This is a genomic window from Psychrobacter sp. AOP7-B1-25 (assembly GCF_052376195.1).
Lineage (GTDB): Bacteria > Pseudomonadota > Gammaproteobacteria > Pseudomonadales > Moraxellaceae > Psychrobacter.
Genome location: NZ_JBQSVK010000005.1, coordinates 116595 through 138603 on the forward strand (window position 1 = coordinate 116595; position 22009 = coordinate 138603).

Sequence of the window (22009 nt, forward strand, 5' to 3'; positions counted from 1 at the left end):
TTGATTATTAAAATTTATAACCGACACTTGCACCTATTAGACCACCCGTATCTGACGTCGTAATAGGACTATCCGCTGCTTCACTACCTAACTGATAAATCCCTGCATTTAGCGTTGAAAATACGTTTGGAGTAAATGTGTGTACCCAAGAAGCCCCTAGACCATAGCGTCTGATACCGGAGCTCACCTCATACTCGTCTAGACCAGAGCGGCTCGACTGTACTGGAGAAACACCGAAGTAAGCTTCCATTACCTCTTGATCAGACCAGCCTATAGAAGCTTCAAAATTAATAATATCTTTCGTATTAAGAGGTAGCGTATAACCAGCACCTAGTTTGATCTGAGCACCGTTAGCATCGCCGCCTAAGCTGTGTTTGACAGTACTGTTCAAAGAAAATGGTTGTAAATTCCAACGTGCAAAAGCTCCAAGAGTAGCACTAGGGTCAATATCACCAAGACCTTCTAAACGCTCATTGTCACTTTCTTCACGTCCGAACTGATAAGAGAGGACAGGACCAAAAGACAAGTTCTCTTTGCTTGAAAGATCATAACCTATACCACCTAGGGCCCCTGCAAAGAAGCGTCCATTACGGTAACTGATCACTGGTAAAGCACTGACCTTATAATCCTCTGATCCTTCATACTCTGGTACGTAAGCTACACCTGCACCAAGGGTAAAGGTTGATTTAGAATCATTTTTCTTGACTAATCCTGCTTCAGCATTAGCGGTAGTAGTCATACCTAAAGTTGTTATCATCACTAGCATAGTTAGTGGTGCATTGACGAAATAGTAAGGTGAAGTTTTGACGGTGTTTGTATGAGGGTTCATGATTATTTTCTCTTAATACTAATGGTCTATATGTGACTGTCAGTCACCAATAAATAAAAAAAATTCTATAAGTTATATCAGTACAAAATCAAAACTGTTCTAGCAGTTTTGATTAGTTGTAGGGATAGGTAAGTTGTGATGAACCAAGCCAGCTATCATAAAACTAGTGACTTCCTCTAAGTGCTCTTCATGATCAATGTCGCCAAGATAACCACTCCAAATAAGCTGTATCGAACCCCAAAATATAGATTGAAGTCCAAATATCAATAAATGAATAGGTTTGTCTGCAAATAAGCCTTGCTCTATACCTTCAGTCATAAGCTGATAAGTATAGCTACCGACTTGTAATTCAGCGTCCTGCATATCGCTAAGTAGTTGACTAGGCAGTTGCGAGCGAAACTCAGCTCGACTACAAAACATAAAGACCCGATGTAGTTCTTTACTAGAGAGATGTATCTCCCATGCTACCTTGATATAGCAACGAAGTCGCTCAAGTACGGGTAAGGAAGTATCGATAAGATTTATCTCGCTAGCTATATGCTTTTGAAAACGAATGGCAAGCCGTACATAGATCTCACTCTTACTCTCGAAATGTTTATAAATAGTACCTTTACCAACTTCAGATTTTTGCGCAATCTGCTCAACCGTAACCTGTTCCCAGTCATCTGATTCAAATAAGCTCAAAGCTGCATCTAGAATTTCTTGACCACGGTTCTCAAACTCACGGAGTTTGCGCTCTTGAATTCCCATATATATTGCCCAATTGTTTCTGTGACTGTCGGTCATATTATAGACTGATAGTCATGATTACAAATTTTTTAATGTACTAAGTAGTTATTTTTTCTATTAACCAAATAGTTTGAATAGCTCGTTACATATACTTTGGAGCACACCACTAGTATATCAGTAATTCAAATTCCGATATTATTAGACTACAGTGTAATCTTTAAGCTCCTATTACAGGATCATCCATTGTTCCCATAATGAGGCTTATGACAAATGACTTTGGATACAAAAAAACTTAACTCAAAATAGATAGTTTCTCATCTGTAATCAGCATCATAGGCACAAAAAATCGTAGTAGTGGTGAGTATTGCCATTTGTTCGTCTGCTCTCTAGGGTTTTTACTAGCTATTGTTAGTCGATGCAAGTACTTTTTTAGTCTATTAAGGAATTATTAATGATTTTATGTAATTTGCCAGTGCTACTAGCTGAACGACGTATGAAAGTTGCAGACCTAATAAGAATGACAGGAATTAGTAAGTCGACCATGCACAAGATTTATAACGAACAGACTTCGAGAATAGATTTTGACACTATGGATAAAATTTGTGAGGCACTAGATATTGAAGTAGGTGATTTATTTACTTATGTACCTAACGAGTCGCTAGATAAAGAGAAGTAAATTAATCTTGAGAGTGTTTTAGATAATTTAGGGTAGAGGTCGAAAGTGTTACTCTAAAAGAAAGGCAAAATAAAGAGCGGGCACAATTTGGGCACACACGTTTTTTGATGATGTTTGCTGAAAGTGAGAAAAGAGATAATTTGAATCGACGTATAGTTTCCTTTTCCGCTACAGCCTATATTTTACGGACAAAAAAAGCCCCAATCGTGAGATTGGGGCTTTCTAAATTTGGTAGGCATAAGCAGATTCGAACTGCTGACCTCTACCATGTCAAGGTAGCGCTCTAACCAACTGAGCTATACGCCTATTTAGGTTGAGCATTTTAGCAAGTTTCCCAGACTTTGCAAGTCTTTTTTAGCATAAACCTCTTTTATTATCATAATATTTGGTATTCAGTCAGATATTAGTTATTGGAATATATTTTTGTGTATATTTACTAAATATTAAATTTAGTCCGTTAAGTATTTATTGTTAATAAATGGTACGACTCTAATGAATAAAGGTCTATAACTGGTATGATACCTCTTTAAATAACGCGTTTATCGTGATAATAATAGCTTAAAGTCAATCATGCTTAGTAAGCGTTAGACAAATATTAAAAATAGTTGGAGAATAACATGGGTCTCTTGGTAGACGGGCAGTGGCAAGACAAATGGTACGATACAAAAAAAAGTGGCGGCCGCTTTCAGCGTGAAGATGCTGGTTTTAGAAATTGGATAACGGTAGATGGTAGTGCAGGGCCAACAGGTATTGAGGGTTTCAAAGCCGAATCTGACCGCTATCATCTTTATGTGTCGCTAGCCTGCCCTTGGGCACACCGCACGCTTATCTATCGCAAGCTTAAAGGCTTAGAAGACATCATTCCGATATCTGTAGTACATCCATATATGGGTGAGTACGGCTGGACGTTTGCAGAGGGGGCAGGGGTCATTGCTGATCCAGTGATCAATGCAGACTACGCTTATGAGCTGTATACCAAAGCCAAACCAAATTACACAGGCCGTGTGACCGTTCCGATTTTATGGGACAAACAGACGGATACGATTGTCAGTAATGAGTCATCTGAGATTATCCGTATGTTTAACTCAGCTTTTGATGAAGTGGGCGCATCAGTAGGTAACTTTTTACCAGCAGAGTTATTACAAGAAATAGATGACATCAACGCATTCGTTTATCCTACTATCAATAATGGTGTGTACAAAACGGGCTTTGCAACCACTCAAGAGGCTTATGAAGAAGCTGTGACCGAGCTATTTACAGCCTTAGATACTCTTGAGGCGCGCTTAGCACATCAGCGTTATCTGACAGGCAGCACTATAACAGAGGCTGATTGGCGACTCTTTACGACTCTCGTTCGTTTTGATGCTGCTTATGTTGGGCACTTCAAATGCAATCTGCATCGTATTGTTGATTATCCAAACCTTTGGGGCTATCTGCGTGATTTATATCAAGTACCAGGTATTGCGGAGACGGTGAATATGGACCATATCAAGCAGCATTATTACACCAGTCATGCCAATATTAATCCTACGCGTATTGTGCCTGTTGGTCCTGATATTGATTTTATGACAGCACATCATCGTGAGCAGCTATAGACATTTATAGTTCGTAAACTTAATAAACCTCTTTATTTTGAATAGAGTGTCAGCATAAAAAAGCCCCAGCTACTAATAAGCAGCTGGGGCTTTTACAATATAAAGGGTAGTGAAACTACTATTAGGCATTATTTAGCTGACGGGCCGCTTCTAAGGCAAAGTAGGTTAAGATGCCATCAGCGCCAGCACGGCGGAAGCCAATCAGCGACTCTAAAATTACTGCATCACTCAACCAGCCATTTTGAATGGCAGCCATATGCATGGCATATTCGCCAGACACCTGATAGGCAAAGGTTGGTACGCCAAAGGTATCTTTGACTTCACGAATCAAGTCAAGATAAGGTTGACCTGGTTTGATCATGACCATATCTGCGCCTTCGTTGATATCCATAGCCACTTCATGTAGCGCCTCAGCACGATTGCCAAAGTCCATCTGATACTGCTTTTTGTGGCCACCTTTTAGGTTGCCCGCACTACCGACAGCATCACGGAAGGGACCGTAGTAAGCAGAAGCATATTTGGCTGAGTAAGCCATGATAGCCGTATTGACAAAACCTTCTGCTTCAAACGCATCACGCATGGCTTTGATACGGCCATCCATCATGTCACTAGGAGAGATAATGTCTGCACCCGCGCGAGCATGTACAAGTGCTTGCTTGACCAATACTTCGATGGTGGCATCATTGATGACGTAGCCGCTGTCATCAAGCAGACCGTCTTGACCATGTGAGGTATAAGGGTCTAGCGCGACATCAGTCATGACGACCATTTCTGGTACAGCGTCTTTTACCGCTTTTATCGTGCGTACCGTCAGAGCATTTTCGTCATAAGCTGCGCTACCGTCTGGTGTTTTCAAGGCATTATCGATCACAGGGAAAAGGTCAATGGTTGTAACGCCTTCTGCTAATAACTCTTTGGCATAATTGATTAGCAAGTCAATCGATAAACGTTCAACGCCTGGCATACTAGCGATGGTCTCGCGCTGATTTTCACCCTCTAATACAAAGACAGGGGCGATAAAATGCTTGGGATGCAGTTCTACTTCACGAATCATTGAACGTACGTTGTCATTGTAGCGTAGACGACGTAAGCGAGTAGCAGGGTACTGACGATTAAAGGTATAGCTCATAATAATTCCTTATGATTGTTTTAATAGTTATCATGTTACATGATTAAAATAATATTTTTCTAAAAGGTATTTTGTAAAATTAGCCTATCAAAAACGGTATTTCATAAAGTGGCTGTATATATATAGGCCTTGTATAAAGCGGATCTACTATAACAAAAAGACGTCAATAAAAGTAAAAAGCCCCACCAAGTTGAGTCGGTAGGGCTGATAGTACTTATCAACTGTCAATGTGATGATAGTTTATATCATCAGATTAAGCATAGGTCATTTAAGGCTCAACAATCTGCGTAGCAGGGGCTTGTTCGGTGCTATTGTTATTAAAGCGAGTCTCTTCAGTGACCACACCGACAGCAGCATCCTTCTTACCATCATCATTGACATCGACGATAGCAGTCGGTTCAAAGGTAGTTGTTTCTACCGCTTGTGATTGCTTAATCGCGACAGCTTCCTGTGGCGTCGTTACACGCGCTGAACCAGCTGCTTTGATAGCATTTGTCGCTTTGGTTTTTGCACTAGTAGCAGAGCCAGTCACAATCTGTGCCAAGTTGGTATGCTGCGGTACTGGGATAGCGGTCGGTATATCAAGGTTGGCACCGCCACCGAGCGCTTGGTACAACTCAACCTGACTAATGATTTTTTGTAGCTCTAAATCTAATATGTCTTGCTGAGTAGAGAACAATGAGCGCTGGGCATCAAGCACGTCTAGGTAGTTATCAAGACCAGACTTGAAGCGCGCATCTGCTATCTGATAGGTCTGCTCAAAATTATCTTGCAAGCGATACTGCGCTTCTAATTGCTCACCAAGCGTTGCACGTGTGGCAAGTACATCTGACACTTCGCGGAATGCTGTTTGAATAGAGTTCTCATAACTGGTAAGCGTTTGGTCACGCTCAATTTGAGCCACATCATAATCAGCATCCAAACGTCCTGCATCAAAGATAGGTACGCTAACGCTTGGGCCAAATGACCAGCCAACGGCACCATTCTTAAACAAGTCATTTAAGCTACCGCTACTCACGCCCACACTACTGGTTAAACTAATAGAGGGGAAGTAAGACGCACGAGCCACTGCAATATTGGCACCAGCGGCTTTCAAGTTGTATTCTGCTTGCAAAACATCAGGACGATAGCGTAGCAACTCACTTGGTAAGCCAGTATTAAAGATTTGCTGGCTAGTAATATTACTAACAGCCGGTGTTGGAATTAGCTCAGCAGGAATAGAGCCACCAACCAAATACTGTAGTGCGTTTCTGGCTTTTAGAATATTGGTTTGCGCAGCCAATACAGCAAGCTTGGCGCTTTCAAGAGAAGCAGAAGCCTGCAATGAAGGTAGTTTTGCATCAATACCTGCTTCAAAGCGCTTATTTGTAATGAATAACGAACGTTCGCGACTTTCAACAGTCGCTTCAGCAAGCTTTAACTGTGCCAAACTATAGCTTAGATTGGCATAGCCTTGTGAGATATTGCTGATTAGACTGATTTGAGTCGCGTCTTTGGCTGCTGTAGTCGCCAAGAAGTTCTGTAAAGCTTGATCTTTTAAGCTTGAGATTTTGCCCCAAAAGTCTAGCTCGTAACTAGCAAGACCTAGATTGACGCTATAACTGCTACTAGCGTTTCGGTCAGTGCGATTCTGTGCTTGACGGGTATAACCGGCAGTGCCATCGATAGCTGGCAAGTCATTAATATCGGTAATCTGATACTGTGCACGTGCTTTTTCGATAGCTAGGCGAGCGCTTTCAAAGTCTTTATTGTTTTCAAGACCTAACGCAATCAGGCCTTTTAGACGCTCATCGCTATAAAAGTTCTGCCAACGTTGACCTGCAATACTCGCTTGCTCTGCGCTACTTGCCGTTTCTTTATCGAACGCACCATAAGATTGCTGCATAGAGATGTTCGGCTCTGCGAGAACAGGGCTCATATCGGCTTTTGGAATGGTATTACAAGCGGCCATGCTAATTGCTAAAGCAGTTAGACCTAACAAGCGACCGCTGTTCTTACGCAAACGTGATAGCGTTGGCTGTGCAACGGTAGCTGTGATAGCTACCGATGATGCACTAGTGATAATTGTTTTTTGAGCACTCATTGTATATTGTCTCCAAGACTTGCAGGCTGATAACTCTCAGAAGATGTTGGGTTAGGCGTACCATTGCCACCATCTCTATCATTTGGCTTATTATTCTCATATTTATGAGGGAAGATGCTTCGTATCCAAATATAGAACATCGGAATAAAGAACACTCCTAATAAGGTGGCAGTGACAACGCCACCAACCACACTAGTTCCGATCGCATTTTGACTGCCAGACCCTGCGCCAGTGGCTAGGAATAATGGCACGACCCCAAGACCAAAGGCAAGTGATGTCATGATAATAGGGCGTAAACGTTGACGCGCCGCTGTCATGACTGACTCTTTGAGGCTGTAACCCTCTTCTTGATGATCTCTTGCAAACTCGATAATCAAAATAGCGTTTTTGGCTGATAGACCAACGACAGTTAATAGACCTACTTGTAAGTAGACGTCATTGGATAAGCCACGGAGCCATGTGAATATCACAGCGCCCAAGACCCCAAGCGGGATCACTAATAGTACAGAAAATGGTATAGACCAACTCTCATATAGTGCTGCAAGACATAAGAAGACGACTAGGATTGAGACTGCATATAGCATTGGGGCTTGCGCACCTGATTCTTGCTCTTCTAGTGACATACCTGTCCATTCATAACCGACACCTTCAGGTAGTTTGGTTATGAGCTCTTCCATCGTACTCATTGCCTCACCAGTACTAAGACCAGCTGCTGCTGAACCTTGAATATTCATTGATGATAAGCTGTTATAACGCGTCAGACGCGGTGAGCCTGATTGCCATTCGCTACTAGAAAATGCATCGAATGAAATCATATCACCATTTTCATTGCGTATATACCATTGGCCAAGGTCATCAGGATTGGTACGACTGCTTGGTTCACCCTGTACATAAACTTTTTTAATACGACCACGGTCAATGAAGTCATTAATATAGCTTGAACCCCATGCGGTTGATATGACGCTGTTAATATTTGACATCGACAAACCATAAGCGGCGGCTTGTTCTTGATTGACATTGACTTTTAATTGTGGAGCATCTTCTTGACCGTTAGGGCGTACACCAGTTAAGTTTTCATTTTGTGCGGCCATACCAAGCAGCGTATTACGGGCTTCGAGCAGGCCATCGTGACCAAGGTTGCCTGTATCTTGCAACATCAAGTCAAAACCACTGGCATTACCCAGTGCGGTAATAGCGGGCGGTACAATCGCGAATACTGATGCTTCATTAATCTGAGTAAGGAAAAATCCCATGGCACGTTCGGAGATGGCTTGAGCGGTATTCTCATCACCCGGACGGTCATCCCAGTCTGATAAGCGCACAAACGCCAGACCCATATTCTGGCCCGATCCGGCAAAACTAAAGCCTGCGATAGTAAAGACAGAAGCGATATTGTCTGATTCTTCAGTATCGTAATAGTTTCTTACCTTATCAAGAACGTCTTGTGTTTCATCTATAGTAGAGCCAGAAGGCAGCTGAACGATCGTGAACATAAGGCCTTGATCTTCTTCTGGCAAAAATGAGCTAGGAATCCGTAAAAAGACTACCGTCATGATGCCGATAATCGCAGCATAAATGATAAGGTATATCCATTTACGACCGAAGCTCTTACCAATAAAGCCTTCATACGAGCGGCTTGTTTTAGCAAAACTACGGTTAAACCAACCAAAGAAGCCTTTTTGTTTTTCGGTGCTGTCTTTTTCGTGACTTTTGCCACGCTTTAGCAAGGTCACACATAAAGCAGGGGTAAAGATAAGTGCTACTAGAGCAGATAGCACCATGCTGGTAATCAGAGTAATCGAAAACTGACGATAAATAGCTCCAGTTGAACCGCTAAAGAAGGCCATTGGTAAAAACACTGCTGATAGGATCAGAGCGATACCAACAACAATCCTGCTAATTTCACCCATCGACTTTATCGTGGCGTCTTTAATAGAGATATGCGGGTCTTCTTCTAATATTCGCTCAACGTTTTCTACAACGACGATGGCATCATCGACCAGTAGACCAATAGATAGTACCATGGCAAACATCGTCAGTACGTTGATACTAAAGCCGGCAATATATAGCACGGCAAATGTACCCAAAAGAACGACAGGGACAGCAAGCGTTGGAATAATTGTGGCGCGCCAGTTCTGTAAGAAAATGAACATGACGATAAATACTAATACGATGGCTTCAATAAGCGTATGTACCACTTGCTCAATAGATAAACGTACAAATGGTGTCGTGTCATAAGGTGTAACTGATACTAGGCCTGTAGGAAAATTGGCTTCTAACTCAGCCATACGTGTACTGATGGCCTCACGAGTATTCAGTGCATTGGCACCACTAGCAAGTGAGATACCCATACCTGCCGCATCTTGACCATTATATAATGAGTTGACACTATAGTCTTCACTACCGATCTCAACATCTGCGACATCGCCTAAGCGCACTTGTGCACCTGATGCATCAGTTTTTAATAATATATCTTTAAATTCATCAGGCGTCTGTAAGTAGCTTTGTACCGTAACTGTTGCGTTGATGACTTGCTGTTCAGTATCAGCGGGTGCTTGTCCTAGCTGTCCTGCAGATACTTGCGTATTTTGCGCGGTAACTGCAGTGACCACATCAGAGGGCATTAAGCTGTAACTGCGTAAGCGTGCAGGGTCGAGCCAGATACGCATCGCGTATGTAGAACCAAATACTTGAACTTCACCAACCCCTTCAACACGGCTGATCTGATCAACGACATTTGAGTTAACATAATCGGCAATATCGTTACGATCCATACTACCATCTTCAGACACAAAGCCTTGTACCATTAAGAAGCTGCTAGAGGATTTGTTAACGGTAACCCCTTGACGCTGAACGGATTCAGGTAGTGAGCTTGTTGCTGACTGGAGTTTATTCTGTACTTGTACTTGAGCCGTATCAGGGTCAGTACCATTCTCAAACGTCAGCGTCACGGATGCACTGCCGTTTGATGAGCTGGTTGACGACATGTACATCAAGCCGTCAAGCCCTTTCATTTTTTGTTCAATAACCTGAACAACTGAGTTTTCAATAGTTTGCGCATTGGCACCTGGATAGCTTGTACTAACCGAAACAGTAGGTGGTGCAATACTAGGATACTGTTCAACCGGTAGGCTGTTAACCGATATTATCCCGATGAGCATGATCAAAATAGCCAGTACCCATGCAAAAATAGGGCGATCAATAAAAAAACGTGACATAGTATATCCCTAAGTCTTCCTATGTTTGAATGGAATTAGTTAGTGGCAGTTTCTGCAGGTTTTTCGCTCTCTTTTGCAGCTTGCTGTGGTGTTTTGGCTACAGTATTAGAAGGAGCGCTTTGCGTCGCTGATGTTGACTTAGTGTCTTCTAGGGGTTTAGCAACCACTTCTTGATCTGGTTTGACCTTTGAGCCACCAATAACTACTAGCTTTTCGCCTTCTTTTAGACCGTCAGTTACTACCCAGTTGCCGTTATAAGTGCCATTGACCGTTACAGGACGTACTTTAATTTGATTATTCTCGTCGACGATATAAACCTGAGTATCACCTTTAGCAGAACGTGTAACAGCGCTTTGAGGAACGAGTGTAGCATTGGTAATAACGCTTTGAGTTAAGCGTGCCGTGACATACATACCTGGTAGCAGGATATTATTACTATTTGGGAATACAGCACGTAAGGTGACAGCACCTGTTGACTCATCCACTTTTGCTTCAGACAAAGCCAGTTGACCATTGACAGGATAAACTGTGCCATCTTCTAATACCAACTCAACTGTATTTGTACCTGTTTGAGCTTCGCCAGCAGAAATCTGTTGTCGTAGTTTGAGTAGTTCAGAAGAAGACTGACTAATATCAACGTAGATAGGGTCTAAGCGCGAGATAGTAACCAATGGATCAGCTTGGCTTGCACTAACCAATGCACCAGCAGTAAAACTTGAGCGATCGCTACGGCCTGTAAGAGGGGCGCGTACGATGGTACGGTTCAGATCCAAAGCGCTGGCTTGTAAACCTGCTTTTGCACTTTCAATAGTCGCTTTTGCACTCTCAGCACTGGCCTCAGACTGGCCAATAGCTGCACGCGCGCTGGCTACCGCTGCTTCGGCGGTACGAAGAGTGGTCACAGCTTGGTCGTATTCTTGTTTAGATATAGCATCAATTTCGACCAAACCACTTAATCGCTGTAAGTCGCTTTTTGCTTGTGCTAATGATGCTTGGTTGCTAACCAGAGCAGCTCTACTGCTAGCCGTATTTGCCAATGCCGTTTGATAATTGGCTTGTGCTTGCTGTACGGCTGCTTGGCTGCTCGTTACAGATGAGGCATAGTTATCAGTATTAATGCGATACAGTGGCTGACCTTTTTTGACGTTACTTCCTTCACGAAAAAGTACTTCGTCAATGACGCCATTAACCTGTGGACGGACATCGGCTGTCTGATAGGCTGAGGTCCGGCCGGAGAATGTTTGTACTTGTGGTACAGATTCAAAAGTGACAGTCTGTACGTTGACGACAGAGGGTGGCATCTGCTGTTGAGCAGCATCCCCAGCGGTGTCTCCGCTGTTGTCGCAGCCAACCAGTACAGCTCCAGATAGTACAGATGCTATTACAAGCGCAAGATAAGAGTGCTTCATCAATGTCCTCGGCAATATATAAATAGTGACAGTATAAAAATCGATCAATAAGTTTAGCGTACTGATATAAGGGTCTTGTAATGCTAAATAAAAAATAAATAGTCTAAGCTAGCACTATTTACTCAAATTTTAGATCGTTCAGTTAATGGAGCATTGCCAATCAAAAATCTGACATCGACATGGATTAAGTATCGAAAGAACTATTTAGCATTAATTGTTTAAGCAAACCACAAAGTGGATTAATAAATTTAATGAGTTATTATAAACTATTGGGGTAACCCCACAGTCAAGTGGTTTGCGATATAAGCTGGACCAAAAAGGAGAAGTATGACAGTTTGCGGATTAACGAATTACTGACATAGTAAGCGTCGTCTCTACTAACAGCTAATAGCTCCATGTACAACCTAGTATCAAAATATATTGTAAATTTTTGTTATAAATCTAAAGCCCTAGAGTTAATGAGGTCTTTAAATAGTAAAGAATCAACTTTGTCAACAAAACGACAATTTTAGCAACCCCTAATTGCAGGCATAAAAAATAACTATCAGTGTGTGCCTGCGAAGCGTGCACAAATATTATTCGACTGTCGGAAAATTCTTATATGATTATAGTACTGCTAGGATGTATGAAACTTAAAGAAAGGTAACGATTTAGCTGACAAACGATTTTTTGAGAGGGTAATTCTTGTTTAATGGGTCTTATATTCTTTAATTGCCAAAAAACTCTGCTAAAAACTGAGTCGCCGTAATCATTTAACAATATAGACGACTCAGTTTTGATTATACTAATCGTGCGCTAGCGAGTTCAGTTAATTGATATAAGCCTGTACGATAACGGTTATCAGGTAGTGTGCTCAGTGCGTCTTGCGCCAATTTGGTTTCTTCCAACGCGCGCTGCTTACAATAAGCCAATGAGCCAGAGCTACGTACCAATTCAATAAGCTGCTCAGCATTTGGTGTCTTGCCTGTCTGAACGGCGATACGTAACTGCTCATAGCCTTCAGAGTTGCTATCTTTGAGTAGTTCGAGTGCTTTGATAGTCGGTAGGGTAGGTTTGCCTTCAGCAAGGTCGTCGCCTAGGTTTTTGCCCATCACGTCACTATCGCCGCTATAGTCGAGCACATCATCGATAATCTGAAAGGCATTGCCAAAGTGCTGTCCAAAATTGCCCAACGCTGCCATATATTCTGTTTTGTCTTGCAAAATAGCAGCACCTTGAGTCGCCATCATGAAAAGGCGTGATGTTTTGCCATCAATAATGCGCAAGTAATCTTCTTCTGTCGCAGCAGGGTTATGCTGGTGTTGTAGCTGCAATACTTCGCCTTCAGCAATGTCACAAGTCCCATCTGAAAATACTTGCAACAATGGCAGGCTTTGAAAACCAACCAAAAGATTAAAAGCGCGAGCAATCAGATAGTCGCCGACCAACACAGCAGTAGCATTATCCCATGTGGCATTTGCCGTTGGTTTGCCGCGGCGCTGTCCTGACTCATCGATGACATCGTCATGCACTAAGGTAGCCGTATGTAGCATTTCCGTGATAGCAGCTAGATGCATGGCCTTTTCTGATGGATTATCATCAAACATACGGGCACAGAGCAATGTAATTAGTGGGCGCATACGTTTGCCGCCAGCATTGATCACGTGTTGCGATACGCTCATGACGAGTTGTACTTTTGAGTTCAAGCTGCCAAACACTTGCTTGTCCATTACTTCGAAGTCATTGGCTACAATACTTTGAATGTCAGCATAGCTAGGCGTCGATTGAGAAACAGGCACGGTATTATTTAAAGAGGTACTAGTCATAATAAATAGTCATATTAATAAGAGTAAAGAGAGTTGTTATAACCTTGACTTTATCTATCGGTAGGTAAAGTATTATTTCGCTTATGATAGCATAGCTATCTGTTTAAATTGTTGGTTAAAATATAGGGCGCAAGTAGGTTAGGAGTATGATATATAGGGCTTACCATGCCTATAAAATAAAATAAAAACCCCTCATGTTTTGAAGATAAATCTTCTAGCTTATCTGAGTTTTTTAGTCACATAAATGTTTTATAAAAGGCTGTAAGTAACTGATTGCATAAGTTATAATGGCCACTGTTGGGCTTAATCTATCACTTATCATTACTATTTCTCATGTTTATATTCGTATTGTCGTTCATCGACTTTCCTTGATGAGCATCCGTTATAGCAAAATGAGAGATGGTCATTAGTGTAACCACCTTACAAAAACAAGAGGCGCGGCTTGCTTTTATGAGCAAAAAGCCGTAAAATCTTGCCTTTAATTTTTCCCTGTCGTGTTCGTCGTAAAAGCGTTGGTATAACATCAGCCACGGCACACGGGTTAAACGGAGTCGTATAATGTACGCAGTAATCAAAACTGGTGGTAAACAGCACCGTGTAGTCGTCGATGAATTGCTTAAAGTTGAACTACTAAAAGCAGAAAAAGGCGAAACAATCAAATTTGAAGACGTGTTGATGGTTGTTGACGGCGAGAACGTCAAAATCGGTCAGCCTGTTGTTGACGGCGCTAGCGTAGAAGTTGAAGTTGTCGAGCATGGTCGCGGCGAAAAAATCCGTATCATCAAGCACAACCGTCGTAAGCATTATCACAAAGAACAAGGTCACCGCCAATGGTACACCTTGTTAAAAATCAAAGCGATTAATGCCTAATTATTCATTTAGCAATTATTGCTAAATAGCGCACTAAATGCTTAAGAGTTATCGCATTAGCGATAAGTCAAATTAACAAGGAGATTTTCTCATGGCACATAAAAAAGCTGCCGGTTCGAGCCGTAACGGTCGTGATTCAAACCCAAAAATGCTAGGCGTAAAAATCTTTGGTGGCCAAGCTATCTCAGCTGGTAACATCATCGTTCGTCAACGTGGTACAGAATTCCATGCAGGCGAAGGCGTTGGTATGGGTCGTGACCATACTTTATTTGCACTGAATGACGGTGTTGTAAAGTTTGCGACCAAAGGTAAATTTAACCGTCGTTATGTTACGGTTGAAAACGCATAATTATCTACTCAAGTTGTTTTATTCTTTGAATAAAATGATTGGATAATTAAAAAAGCCCCTGTTGCCTTATGGTAATAGGGGCTTTTTGTATTTGTAGTCTCATATAAAAGAATAATGATTTTTATGAGTGCTATCTTAAAAGCTATTATGATTATAGTTACTGTAGCTAAGAATACTAAATACGAACTTTTGCTGTGTAATTGTATTGGTTACAAGTGTGTATGGCAGCCGTAGTAAAGATTGCAAATCATGACTAGGCGTGTAATAAAAAAACTGGCACACTATTGTCATTGCTGATGGTTACCCGTTTTATCTTGGTAAAATTAGTATTTATAGAAAACAAAAATTTCAATAAAACATTTTATTTTAAGCGACAATTTTTAAGAGACTATGCTTTTTTAGAGAGGATTTATGATGAACTTATCTACGAAAAAATCGACCAAACAAAAAATGATGAGTGGTGCTTTAGCAGGTGTATTGATGACATCGCTAGGTATTGCAGCTCCAATGATGGCGCTAACTCAAACGGCTACAGCAGCTCCCGCTGACAATCTAACAGCTGCTAAACGTTTGAATAAACTGCTAACGAATACTAAGAGCATGACAGCCAATTTTAGCCAAACGACCAAAGGCGCCAGTAGTGGTACGTTTACAGGCACTATGAGTGTTCAACGTCCAAACAATTTTCGCTGGGAAACTAAATCACCATCAGAGCAGCTAATTGTTGCTAATGGTAATTCTATGTGGGTTTACGACAAAGACCTAGAGCAAGCAACTAAACAAAACGTCGATAGCCAAGTAGGTAATACACCAGCTTTGCTACTATCAGGGGAGCCGAGCAAAATTGATCAAAACTTTAAAATTACTCAGCCATATGACAACAAAAATTACTACGTGCTTTATCCTAAGTCAGAGAGCGCTAGCTTTAAGAGCCTTTCAATGAGCTTTAGTGGTGGTAAACCTGTCATGATGGTATTGAATGATACCTTGGGACAAACAACTTCTATTAAGTTCAGTAATATCAAGATGAATCCAAGTGTTGGCAGCAGTCAGTTTAAATTTACACCGCCAGAGGGTGTTGATGTTATTAATCAGTAATTAGCAAATATATTGTTAGGTTTTGATTCAAAATTAGCAATGTAATAAAAAGGACAGATCCTATGCGCTCTGTCCTTTTTTATACGAGTAACTATAGTTTGTTCAGCAAAAAAACTTAAGACATGGCTCGTATGGTTTCCATATCTGGCATAGGTGGTAGTTCATCCAGATGGCTTAATCCAAACGCGTCTAAAAACTGCGCAGTAGTATGAAGCAATGCAGGACGACCTAGAGTATCTTTAAAGCCTTTCTCCACAATCCATCCTTTATCAAACAACTGGCGGAGTATATTGCTCGATAATGTGACTCCACGTACGTGCTCAATATCACTGCGTGTCACAGGTTGCTTATATGCAATAACACTTAGGGTTTCAAGTAAGGCTTGGCTCAGACGTTCCTGACGCTGCGGAAAAATGCGCTGGATTAAGCTGCTGTAGTCATCAGATATTTGTAAGCGATAGCCACTGGCGGTTTCATGTAGCCTAAGCACACCTGTATCTAAGCGTTTCCGCAACACTTCCAAGGTTTGTTCTAATTCTTTAGTAGATAATGATAAATGTTTTTTCAATACATGAGCTGTCAGCGGTGCTTCTGACGCATGTAACAGCACTTCAATGCGTTTACTCATATCTTCAAGAGAATCATGCTGCGCTTCAATTGATGAAGCTATATGTGTTGATTCTAGAGTTTTATCATGCTGTTTTGAGTTTTCAATATCTACCATCTAAAATGTGCTCTTATCTCAGTGTTGTTTTTTAATAGAGAGTAGGTCTAGGAGACAGTCGTAAAGCTGACTAGGCTAGCCACTGTAACGTAAGCGTTGTAGGTTCACTGTCTATATCAGACAGCTCGTCATTGGAAACAGAGCTAACGATCTTGCTATCTGTCTCGATGTTAACCACACCAATCAGCTGCCGTTTTATGAGCTCAAGTACGGCGACGAAACTCACAACCACGCCTATTTTACCTTGTGCTCTATCCAACAGCTCATAAAAGGAGCGCGCCCCATCCGTACTTAGTTGCCTGCTAATACTGGCAATACGATCGGCAAGTGGTACTGCATCAACTTTGATGGTATGCATTTGATAGTCAGGCTGTAGTTGCATTTTGAACAAGCTATCAATCAGTAAGTTGGGCGAGTAGCTTGGCAGTTCTGCATTCATAACCTCTTGACCAGGCATACTGACCATTGCCAAAAACACATCACGTTCTAAGCGTACTAGATTGTCTAAGCGTTGACTGACCACTTTGATTTGCGCGTACGCTTCGAGGCGTTCAATGAGCTCTGCTTTTGGGTCACGCTCATCAGTAGGGGTATCAGGAGCAGGTAATAGCAATTCGGTTTTAATAGCAATGAGCGTTGATGCCATCAGTAGATAGTCACCTGCTAACTCGAAGTGCTCGGTGTCCAACTCACTGATATATGATAAATACTGCTCAGTAATAGGCAGAATTGGCATTTGAGTCAAGTCGACGTTATTTTTCTTGACCAAATACAATAGAAAATCTAATGGCCCAGCAAATTGCTCTAACCAAATAGCAAAGGCTTGCGGTGGTACATATAGATCTTCTGGCAAATGCTGCACAGGCGTCTGATAGATACGCAGCGATATATCATGGTTGAATGATTCATCAAGCTCGCTCTGATTGTCTATAGGCTCAGAGATTGAATCAGCCATAGCAGATAAGGCGGCTTTAGACAAAGCCGCCTGTTTGGTGTTTGGTTCAGTTTGCACGTTTAGCACCCGCTTTGATAATAAATTGCGTCAGTGAAACGACTATTCCAGCAACGATTATTTAAGCTTAGCAAGCGGACGGATGCCAATAGCACGACGAGCTTTGTCTAGTTGCTTACGACTATGACGGCGGGCTTTGTTTGCACCCATCTGCAAGATCTCTTCTAACTCTTTTGGATTGGCCATCAGCTCTTCGTAACGTGCACGGAATGGCGCGATTTCGTCATTAATTTTATCAAATAGTGCTTGCTTAGCGTCACCCCAACCAATACCAGCGGCATAACGCGCACGCATATCAGCAATTTCTTCAACAGTAGCAAATGCTTTATAAATCTCAAAGATAGCGGATTCATCAGGATCTTTTGGCTCATCAGGCAACTGTGAGTTAGTCACAATTTTCATGATAGCTTTGTGCATTTGTTTTTCAGGATTGACTTGTGGATTTGGATCACCAAATAGAGGAATAGTATTGCTATAGCTCTTACTCATCTTGCGTCCATCAAGCCCAGTAAGCAGTGGTATATCGTTATCAACAACTGCTGAGGGTAGCGTGAAAAGTGACTTATAACGATGATTAAAAGTACCTGCGATATCACGAGCCATCTCGATATGCTGTACTTGATCACGACCAACAGGCACATGAGTCGCATTAAACATCAAGATATCAGCAGCCATTAGTACGGGATAACCAAACAAACCCATGGTGACACCTTGATCAGGATCGACATCGGCTTTTTCTGTGTTGATATCAACCGCTGCTTTGTAGGCATGGGCGCGGTTCATTAAACCTTTGGCACATGAGCAGTTCAAAATCCAAGCAAGCTCTGGAATTTCAGGCACGTCTGACTGACGGTAAAACGTCACGCGCTCTGGGTCTAGACCACAAGCAATCCACGTAGCGGCAATGGCTCTTGTCGATTCATGAATGATAGCAGGATCATAGCAACCGATAATGCCATGGTAGTCTGCCAAAAAGAAAAACGCTTCATGATCACTATTTTGAATAGACTCAATTGCTGGACGAATCGCTCCAACATAGTTACCTAAATGCGGAATACCAGTCGGTTTAATACCAGTCAGGATGCGTTTAGCTTCGGTTGAAGTATCAGAAGCTTGATTGTCAGGAGTGCTGTTATTGCTCATGGAAAATCCGTTATTTTGTTTATCAAATTATTATAAATATATATCAAAAGCGCGAAATATTAGCTGCAAAGTATAGCAAACTTCATCAGTGTTGTTGGGAATAAAGGCTTACTTATAGATATCAGTACGACCGTTTGGCCCATGTTTAAAGCGGCGATGGAACCACATCCATTGGGTGGGATCAATACGAATGAGTCCTTCTAAGACTTCATTAACCCGAGTGGCATCAGCGACTTCATCTTTGCTTGGATAACCGTCTAATTCTGGCGTAATAGTCAAATGATAATGAGGACGCTTACCACGCGGCAGATTGTCAGGTGTCTGTCGATAAGTATGTAATGCCATAACCGCTGGTGGCTTGGCTTTGTTGCCCATTTTTGTCATACGACGTGAGGCAGTAATAGTTGCTGCTGGTACACCAAAAAATGGCGCCATAACTCCTTGTTTTAGCCCGTAGTCTTGATCAGGAGAGTACCAGATGACGTGTCCCGCTTTAATAGAGGTAACTAAGCTACGCATATCTCGGCTAGAGATTTGCTTACCAAATATGTTGGTGCGACCGTTATAGATAAACCAATCTAATAAAGGGTTGTTTTGCGTACGGTACATACAGTCTACAGGGAAAAACTGTGCACTTAGCAAGCCGCCTAAATCGAGCATTGTGTAATGTGCACCTAGCAGAATAACTGGCCGCTGCTCATTTTGAGCATTAACCAAATGCTGTAGTCCTGAAATAGACACTGTTTTAGTAAACACATTTGGACGAAACCAAGCGCATAACGTTTCAAACACACCAATACCTTGATTGACAAATACTTGCTTAGCCATTAATTCACGTTCAGCTTCAGGCTTCTCTGGAAACGCTAGTTTTAGGTTGATGAGCGTATCGCGTCTACGTGAGCCAGCAGCTTTATAAATCAAACTACCAAGCTTACGACCTAGCCAAAATTGCCAACGTAATGGTAGATACATCATCGGTAACATGATCAAAAACAATAACCAAATGCCCCAGTACTTTGGCGCTAAGAACTGCCATTGAAATGGCTTCTTATCTGCTTGTGCGGTATGCTTATGATTTTGCATAATCGTTGGCGTTCCAGCAGGTATGGCAGGCGATTTAGCCGATTGCTTCGTACTAGGCGGCACGCTGCTATTAGAAGATGGTTTGCTAGGGTCGTATTGTTCTGGCGCTTTCATAATATTCTTCTACAGCAAGGTTTGAGGCATCATGGCTAATAATAAAAAGTTACTGATATGATGGGGTAGCGTTAAATGCTTTGCAAGTTAGAATTTTATAGATGCGCTACTTTGTAGTGTCGAAACAATATCTCATGCTTTGACTATTAACTAAAAAGAACGAATGTTAGATTCATGATAATTATCAATATATCGCAAAGCATATTTGACTGAGTTAATCATATATTTAACGCGCTATCAGTAGGCATAAAAAAACCTTATAAGCTGTGACCAGCTTATAAGGTTTTGCAAAACCAGGCTCTTATTTAGTTTTGCTACTGAAGCTCTGAGAAAAAGACAACAGCAGCAAAAATATAAGAGAGAGTTTTGATTAACGTTTTGAGAACTGTGGACGTTTACGTGCTTTACGTAGACCCAGTTTCTTACGTTCAACTTGACGTGAATCACGAGTAACAAAACCAGCTGCTTTTAGGGCAGGCTTCAAAGTTTCGTCAGCTTCGATTAATGCACGTGTGATGCCGTGGCGGATTGCGCCAGCTTGACCAGTAGTACCACCGCCTGCAACAGTTACATATAAATCATATGCGTTAGCAGAGTCTAGTAGTTCTAATGGCTGACGTACAACCATGCGTGAAGTTTCACGGCTGAAATATTCGTCAAGTGGCTTACCGTTAACAACGATACTACCAGTACCTTTTGATAAAAATACACGAGCAGTAGACGTCTTGCGGCGACCAGTTCCGTAATTGCGTTCCATAAGTATTCCTTAGATGTCTAGTTCTTTAGGTTGCTGTGCAGTATGTGGATGATCAGTACCCGCATAAAGTTTCAGCTTCTTGATCATCGCATAGCCAAGAGGGCCCTTTGGAAGCATACCCTTAACTGCTTTGTGTAGAACATCTTCAGGCTTATGTGCAAGCAACTTGTTGAAGTTGGTTTCTTTGATACCACCTGGGTAGCCACTGTGACGATAGTACTTTTTGTCTTGTGCTTTTTTACCCGTTACCGTGATTTTGTCAGCATTGATGACAACAATAAAGTCACCAGTATCAACGTGCGGAGTAAAAGAAGGCTTGTGCTTGCCACGTAAGCGAGTTGCGATTTGAGTGGCTAAGCGACCAAGGGTTTTGCCGTCAGCATCTACGACATACCAGTCATGGGTCACTTCAGCTGGTTTTGCACTAAGTGTTTTCATGATAAAACCTTAAAATTAGAATTCGTTGAGAGTTTAGCTGGGAACGGGGCTCTCAAAAAACAGACTGCACATTATAAGCAGTAGCGCCTACGCTTGCAAGCTGCATTGGGGTTTATTTTCGCCTTATATACATTAAACTGCAGCGTCGGCCAGTTTTTAGCGGTTCTAAACATTTGTAAAATATGTTAATGGCTATTATTAACCCGACAATTATGACGATGATAGACGATAAAGTCCAGCGACAACTTGTCCAACTTTGGTTTGTTTCAGGTATTCAAAAGCGATTGGTTGGTGAATAACGCTTAATGGCGAGCCTAATCTTTCATTTAGCGACGCTTCTAATTGCTTAAGCTGTACTGACAAATCTTTATCAGCTTCTAAATAAATCAATGTTTCAGTATTAATTGAAGCGTTGATAATAAGCGACGTCAAAATAGGCTGCCATAAATCCTGAGCATAAGGCGGATCGATAAAGACAATGTCAAAAGGCCGATCAGTCAGCTGTCCTTGATTCAATACCTGCTCAGCAGTACCAGTGATAATTTGGTAGGAAGACGCCTCAAGGCGCAACTGCTCAGCACTCTGACGTAGCATGTTACTTTGTGCTGGATTGATTTCGATAAATGTCGTGTGAGCAGCGCCGCGAGATAGCGCTTCAAACCCTAGTACGCCACTGCCAGCACAGCTATCGAGTACATAGGCGTCATGAATATCAGCGAGTAGCCAGTTAAATAAAGTCTCCCGTAAGCGATCTGGGGTTGGGCGCAGACCATCTGCATCGATAAAACTGACAATACGGCGTTTAAACTGTCCACCAATGATACGCACATCACCTGCTGCTGCATTTTTCGCTTTACGGTGATTCTTTGATGCGCGTCCATTTGAGGATTTTTTCATTATTGTGTCTCGCTTACCAATTCTTTGCTGAATTTTACGGTTTAAATGGTT

19 protein-coding genes and 1 tRNA gene are annotated in these 22009 nt (G+C 41.9%); 5 read left to right on the forward strand and 15 right to left on the reverse strand.

The features are described 5' to 3' along the window. Positions 1-7: 7 nt before the first annotated feature. Both ACT3QR_RS06590 and ACT3QR_RS06595 read right to left on the reverse strand, forming a co-directional pair. Positions 8-829, reverse strand: a complete 822-nt coding sequence (locus tag ACT3QR_RS06590) for a MipA/OmpV family protein (protein WP_444520584.1) — start codon at positions 827-829, stop codon at positions 8-10. A gap of 99 nt (positions 830-928) precedes the next feature. Then, positions 929-1579 (reverse strand): TetR/AcrR family transcriptional regulator, encoded by a 651-nt coding sequence (locus ACT3QR_RS06595; protein ID WP_444520585.1) that lies wholly within the window; start codon positions 1577-1579, stop codon positions 929-931. A 430-nt stretch (positions 1580-2009) separates the two neighbouring features. Between ACT3QR_RS06595 and ACT3QR_RS06600 the strand changes: the two genes are divergently transcribed. Continuing rightward, a complete protein-coding gene (locus ACT3QR_RS06600; RefSeq protein ID WP_062845094.1) occupies positions 2010-2234 on the forward strand; it encodes a helix-turn-helix domain-containing protein in 225 nt (74 codons plus the stop codon). Between the two features lie 229 nt (positions 2235-2463). On the opposite strand, the gene ACT3QR_RS06605 is transcribed toward ACT3QR_RS06600, so the two are convergent. Continuing rightward, a tRNA-Val gene (locus ACT3QR_RS06605) sits at positions 2464-2540 on the reverse strand. 311 nt (positions 2541-2851) lie between these two features. Between ACT3QR_RS06605 and ACT3QR_RS06610 the strand changes: the two genes are divergently transcribed. Then, a complete protein-coding gene (locus ACT3QR_RS06610; protein WP_444520586.1) occupies positions 2852-3829 on the forward strand; it encodes a glutathione S-transferase family protein in 978 nt (325 codons plus the stop codon). A gap of 121 nt (positions 3830-3950) precedes the next feature. Here ACT3QR_RS06610 and hemB read toward each other — a convergent pair whose 3' ends face one another. From hemB to ACT3QR_RS06635, 5 genes are all read right to left on the reverse strand, one after another. After that, positions 3951-4958 (reverse strand): porphobilinogen synthase, encoded by a 1008-nt coding sequence (gene hemB, locus ACT3QR_RS06615; RefSeq protein ID WP_444520587.1) that lies wholly within the window; start codon positions 4956-4958, stop codon positions 3951-3953. Positions 4959-5226: 268 nt separating this feature from the next. Next, positions 5227-7041, reverse strand: coding sequence for an efflux transporter outer membrane subunit (locus ACT3QR_RS06620; protein ID WP_444520588.1), 1815 nt, complete (start codon positions 7039-7041; stop codon positions 5227-5229). Then, a complete protein-coding gene (locus ACT3QR_RS06625; RefSeq protein WP_444520589.1) occupies positions 7038-10259 on the reverse strand; it encodes an efflux RND transporter permease subunit in 3222 nt (1073 codons plus the stop codon). Before ACT3QR_RS06625 ends, ACT3QR_RS06620 begins: the two co-directional genes overlap by 4 nt. A gap of 35 nt (positions 10260-10294) precedes the next feature. Continuing rightward, a complete protein-coding gene (locus ACT3QR_RS06630) occupies positions 10295-11668 on the reverse strand; it encodes an efflux RND transporter periplasmic adaptor subunit (protein WP_444520590.1) in 1374 nt (457 codons plus the stop codon). A gap of 779 nt (positions 11669-12447) precedes the next feature. Beyond that, positions 12448-13473: a polyprenyl synthetase family protein gene (locus ACT3QR_RS06635; RefSeq protein WP_444520591.1), complete on the reverse strand. Its 1026-nt coding sequence runs from the start codon at positions 13471-13473 to the stop codon at positions 12448-12450. A 558-nt stretch (positions 13474-14031) separates the two neighbouring features. Here ACT3QR_RS06635 and rplU point away from each other — a divergent pair. The 3 genes from rplU to lolA all read left to right on the forward strand — a co-directional run bounded on the left by rplU (position 14032) and on the right by lolA (position 15790). Next, positions 14032-14343 carry a 50S ribosomal protein L21 gene (gene rplU, locus ACT3QR_RS06640; RefSeq protein WP_062845087.1) on the forward strand — a complete coding sequence of 104 codons (312 nt, stop codon included), beginning with the start codon at positions 14032-14034 and terminating at the stop codon, positions 14341-14343. 91 nt (positions 14344-14434) lie between these two features. Next, positions 14435-14692, forward strand: coding sequence for a 50S ribosomal protein L27 (gene rpmA, locus ACT3QR_RS06645; RefSeq protein WP_444520592.1), 258 nt, complete (start codon positions 14435-14437; stop codon positions 14690-14692). Positions 14693-15103: 411 nt separating this feature from the next. Beyond that, on the forward strand, positions 15104-15790 hold the full coding sequence (lolA, locus tag ACT3QR_RS06650; protein ID WP_444520593.1) for an outer membrane lipoprotein chaperone LolA: 687 nt from the start codon (positions 15104-15106) through the stop codon (positions 15788-15790). A gap of 115 nt (positions 15791-15905) precedes the next feature. Here lolA and scpB read toward each other — a convergent pair whose 3' ends face one another. The 7 genes from scpB to rsmD form a co-directional block, all read right to left on the reverse strand. Beyond that, positions 15906-16418 carry an SMC-Scp complex subunit ScpB gene (gene scpB, locus ACT3QR_RS06655; protein ID WP_444520639.1) on the reverse strand — a complete coding sequence of 171 codons (513 nt, stop codon included), beginning with the start codon at positions 16416-16418 and terminating at the stop codon, positions 15906-15908. Between the two features lie 166 nt (positions 16419-16584). Further along, entirely contained in the window at positions 16585-17469 is an 885-nt protein-coding gene (locus ACT3QR_RS06660) for a segregation and condensation protein A (RefSeq protein ID WP_444520640.1), read from the reverse strand. 114 nt (positions 17470-17583) lie between these two features. Further along, positions 17584-18669, reverse strand: a complete 1086-nt coding sequence (gene trpS, locus ACT3QR_RS06665) for a tryptophan--tRNA ligase (protein ID WP_444520594.1) — start codon at positions 18667-18669, stop codon at positions 17584-17586. A gap of 108 nt (positions 18670-18777) precedes the next feature. Next, positions 18778-19866: an LpxL/LpxP family acyltransferase gene (locus ACT3QR_RS06670; protein ID WP_444520595.1), complete on the reverse strand. Its 1089-nt coding sequence runs from the start codon at positions 19864-19866 to the stop codon at positions 18778-18780. A gap of 370 nt (positions 19867-20236) precedes the next feature. Beyond that, a complete protein-coding gene (gene rpsI, locus ACT3QR_RS06675) occupies positions 20237-20623 on the reverse strand; it encodes a 30S ribosomal protein S9 (RefSeq protein ID WP_444520596.1) in 387 nt (128 codons plus the stop codon). A gap of 9 nt (positions 20624-20632) precedes the next feature. Then, entirely contained in the window at positions 20633-21061 is a 429-nt protein-coding gene (gene rplM, locus ACT3QR_RS06680; protein WP_057761004.1) for a 50S ribosomal protein L13, read from the reverse strand. Positions 21062-21271: 210 nt separating this feature from the next. Beyond that, positions 21272-21958: a 16S rRNA (guanine(966)-N(2))-methyltransferase RsmD gene (rsmD, locus tag ACT3QR_RS06685; protein ID WP_444520597.1), complete on the reverse strand. Its 687-nt coding sequence runs from the start codon at positions 21956-21958 to the stop codon at positions 21272-21274. Positions 21959-22009: the final 51 nt, after the last annotated feature.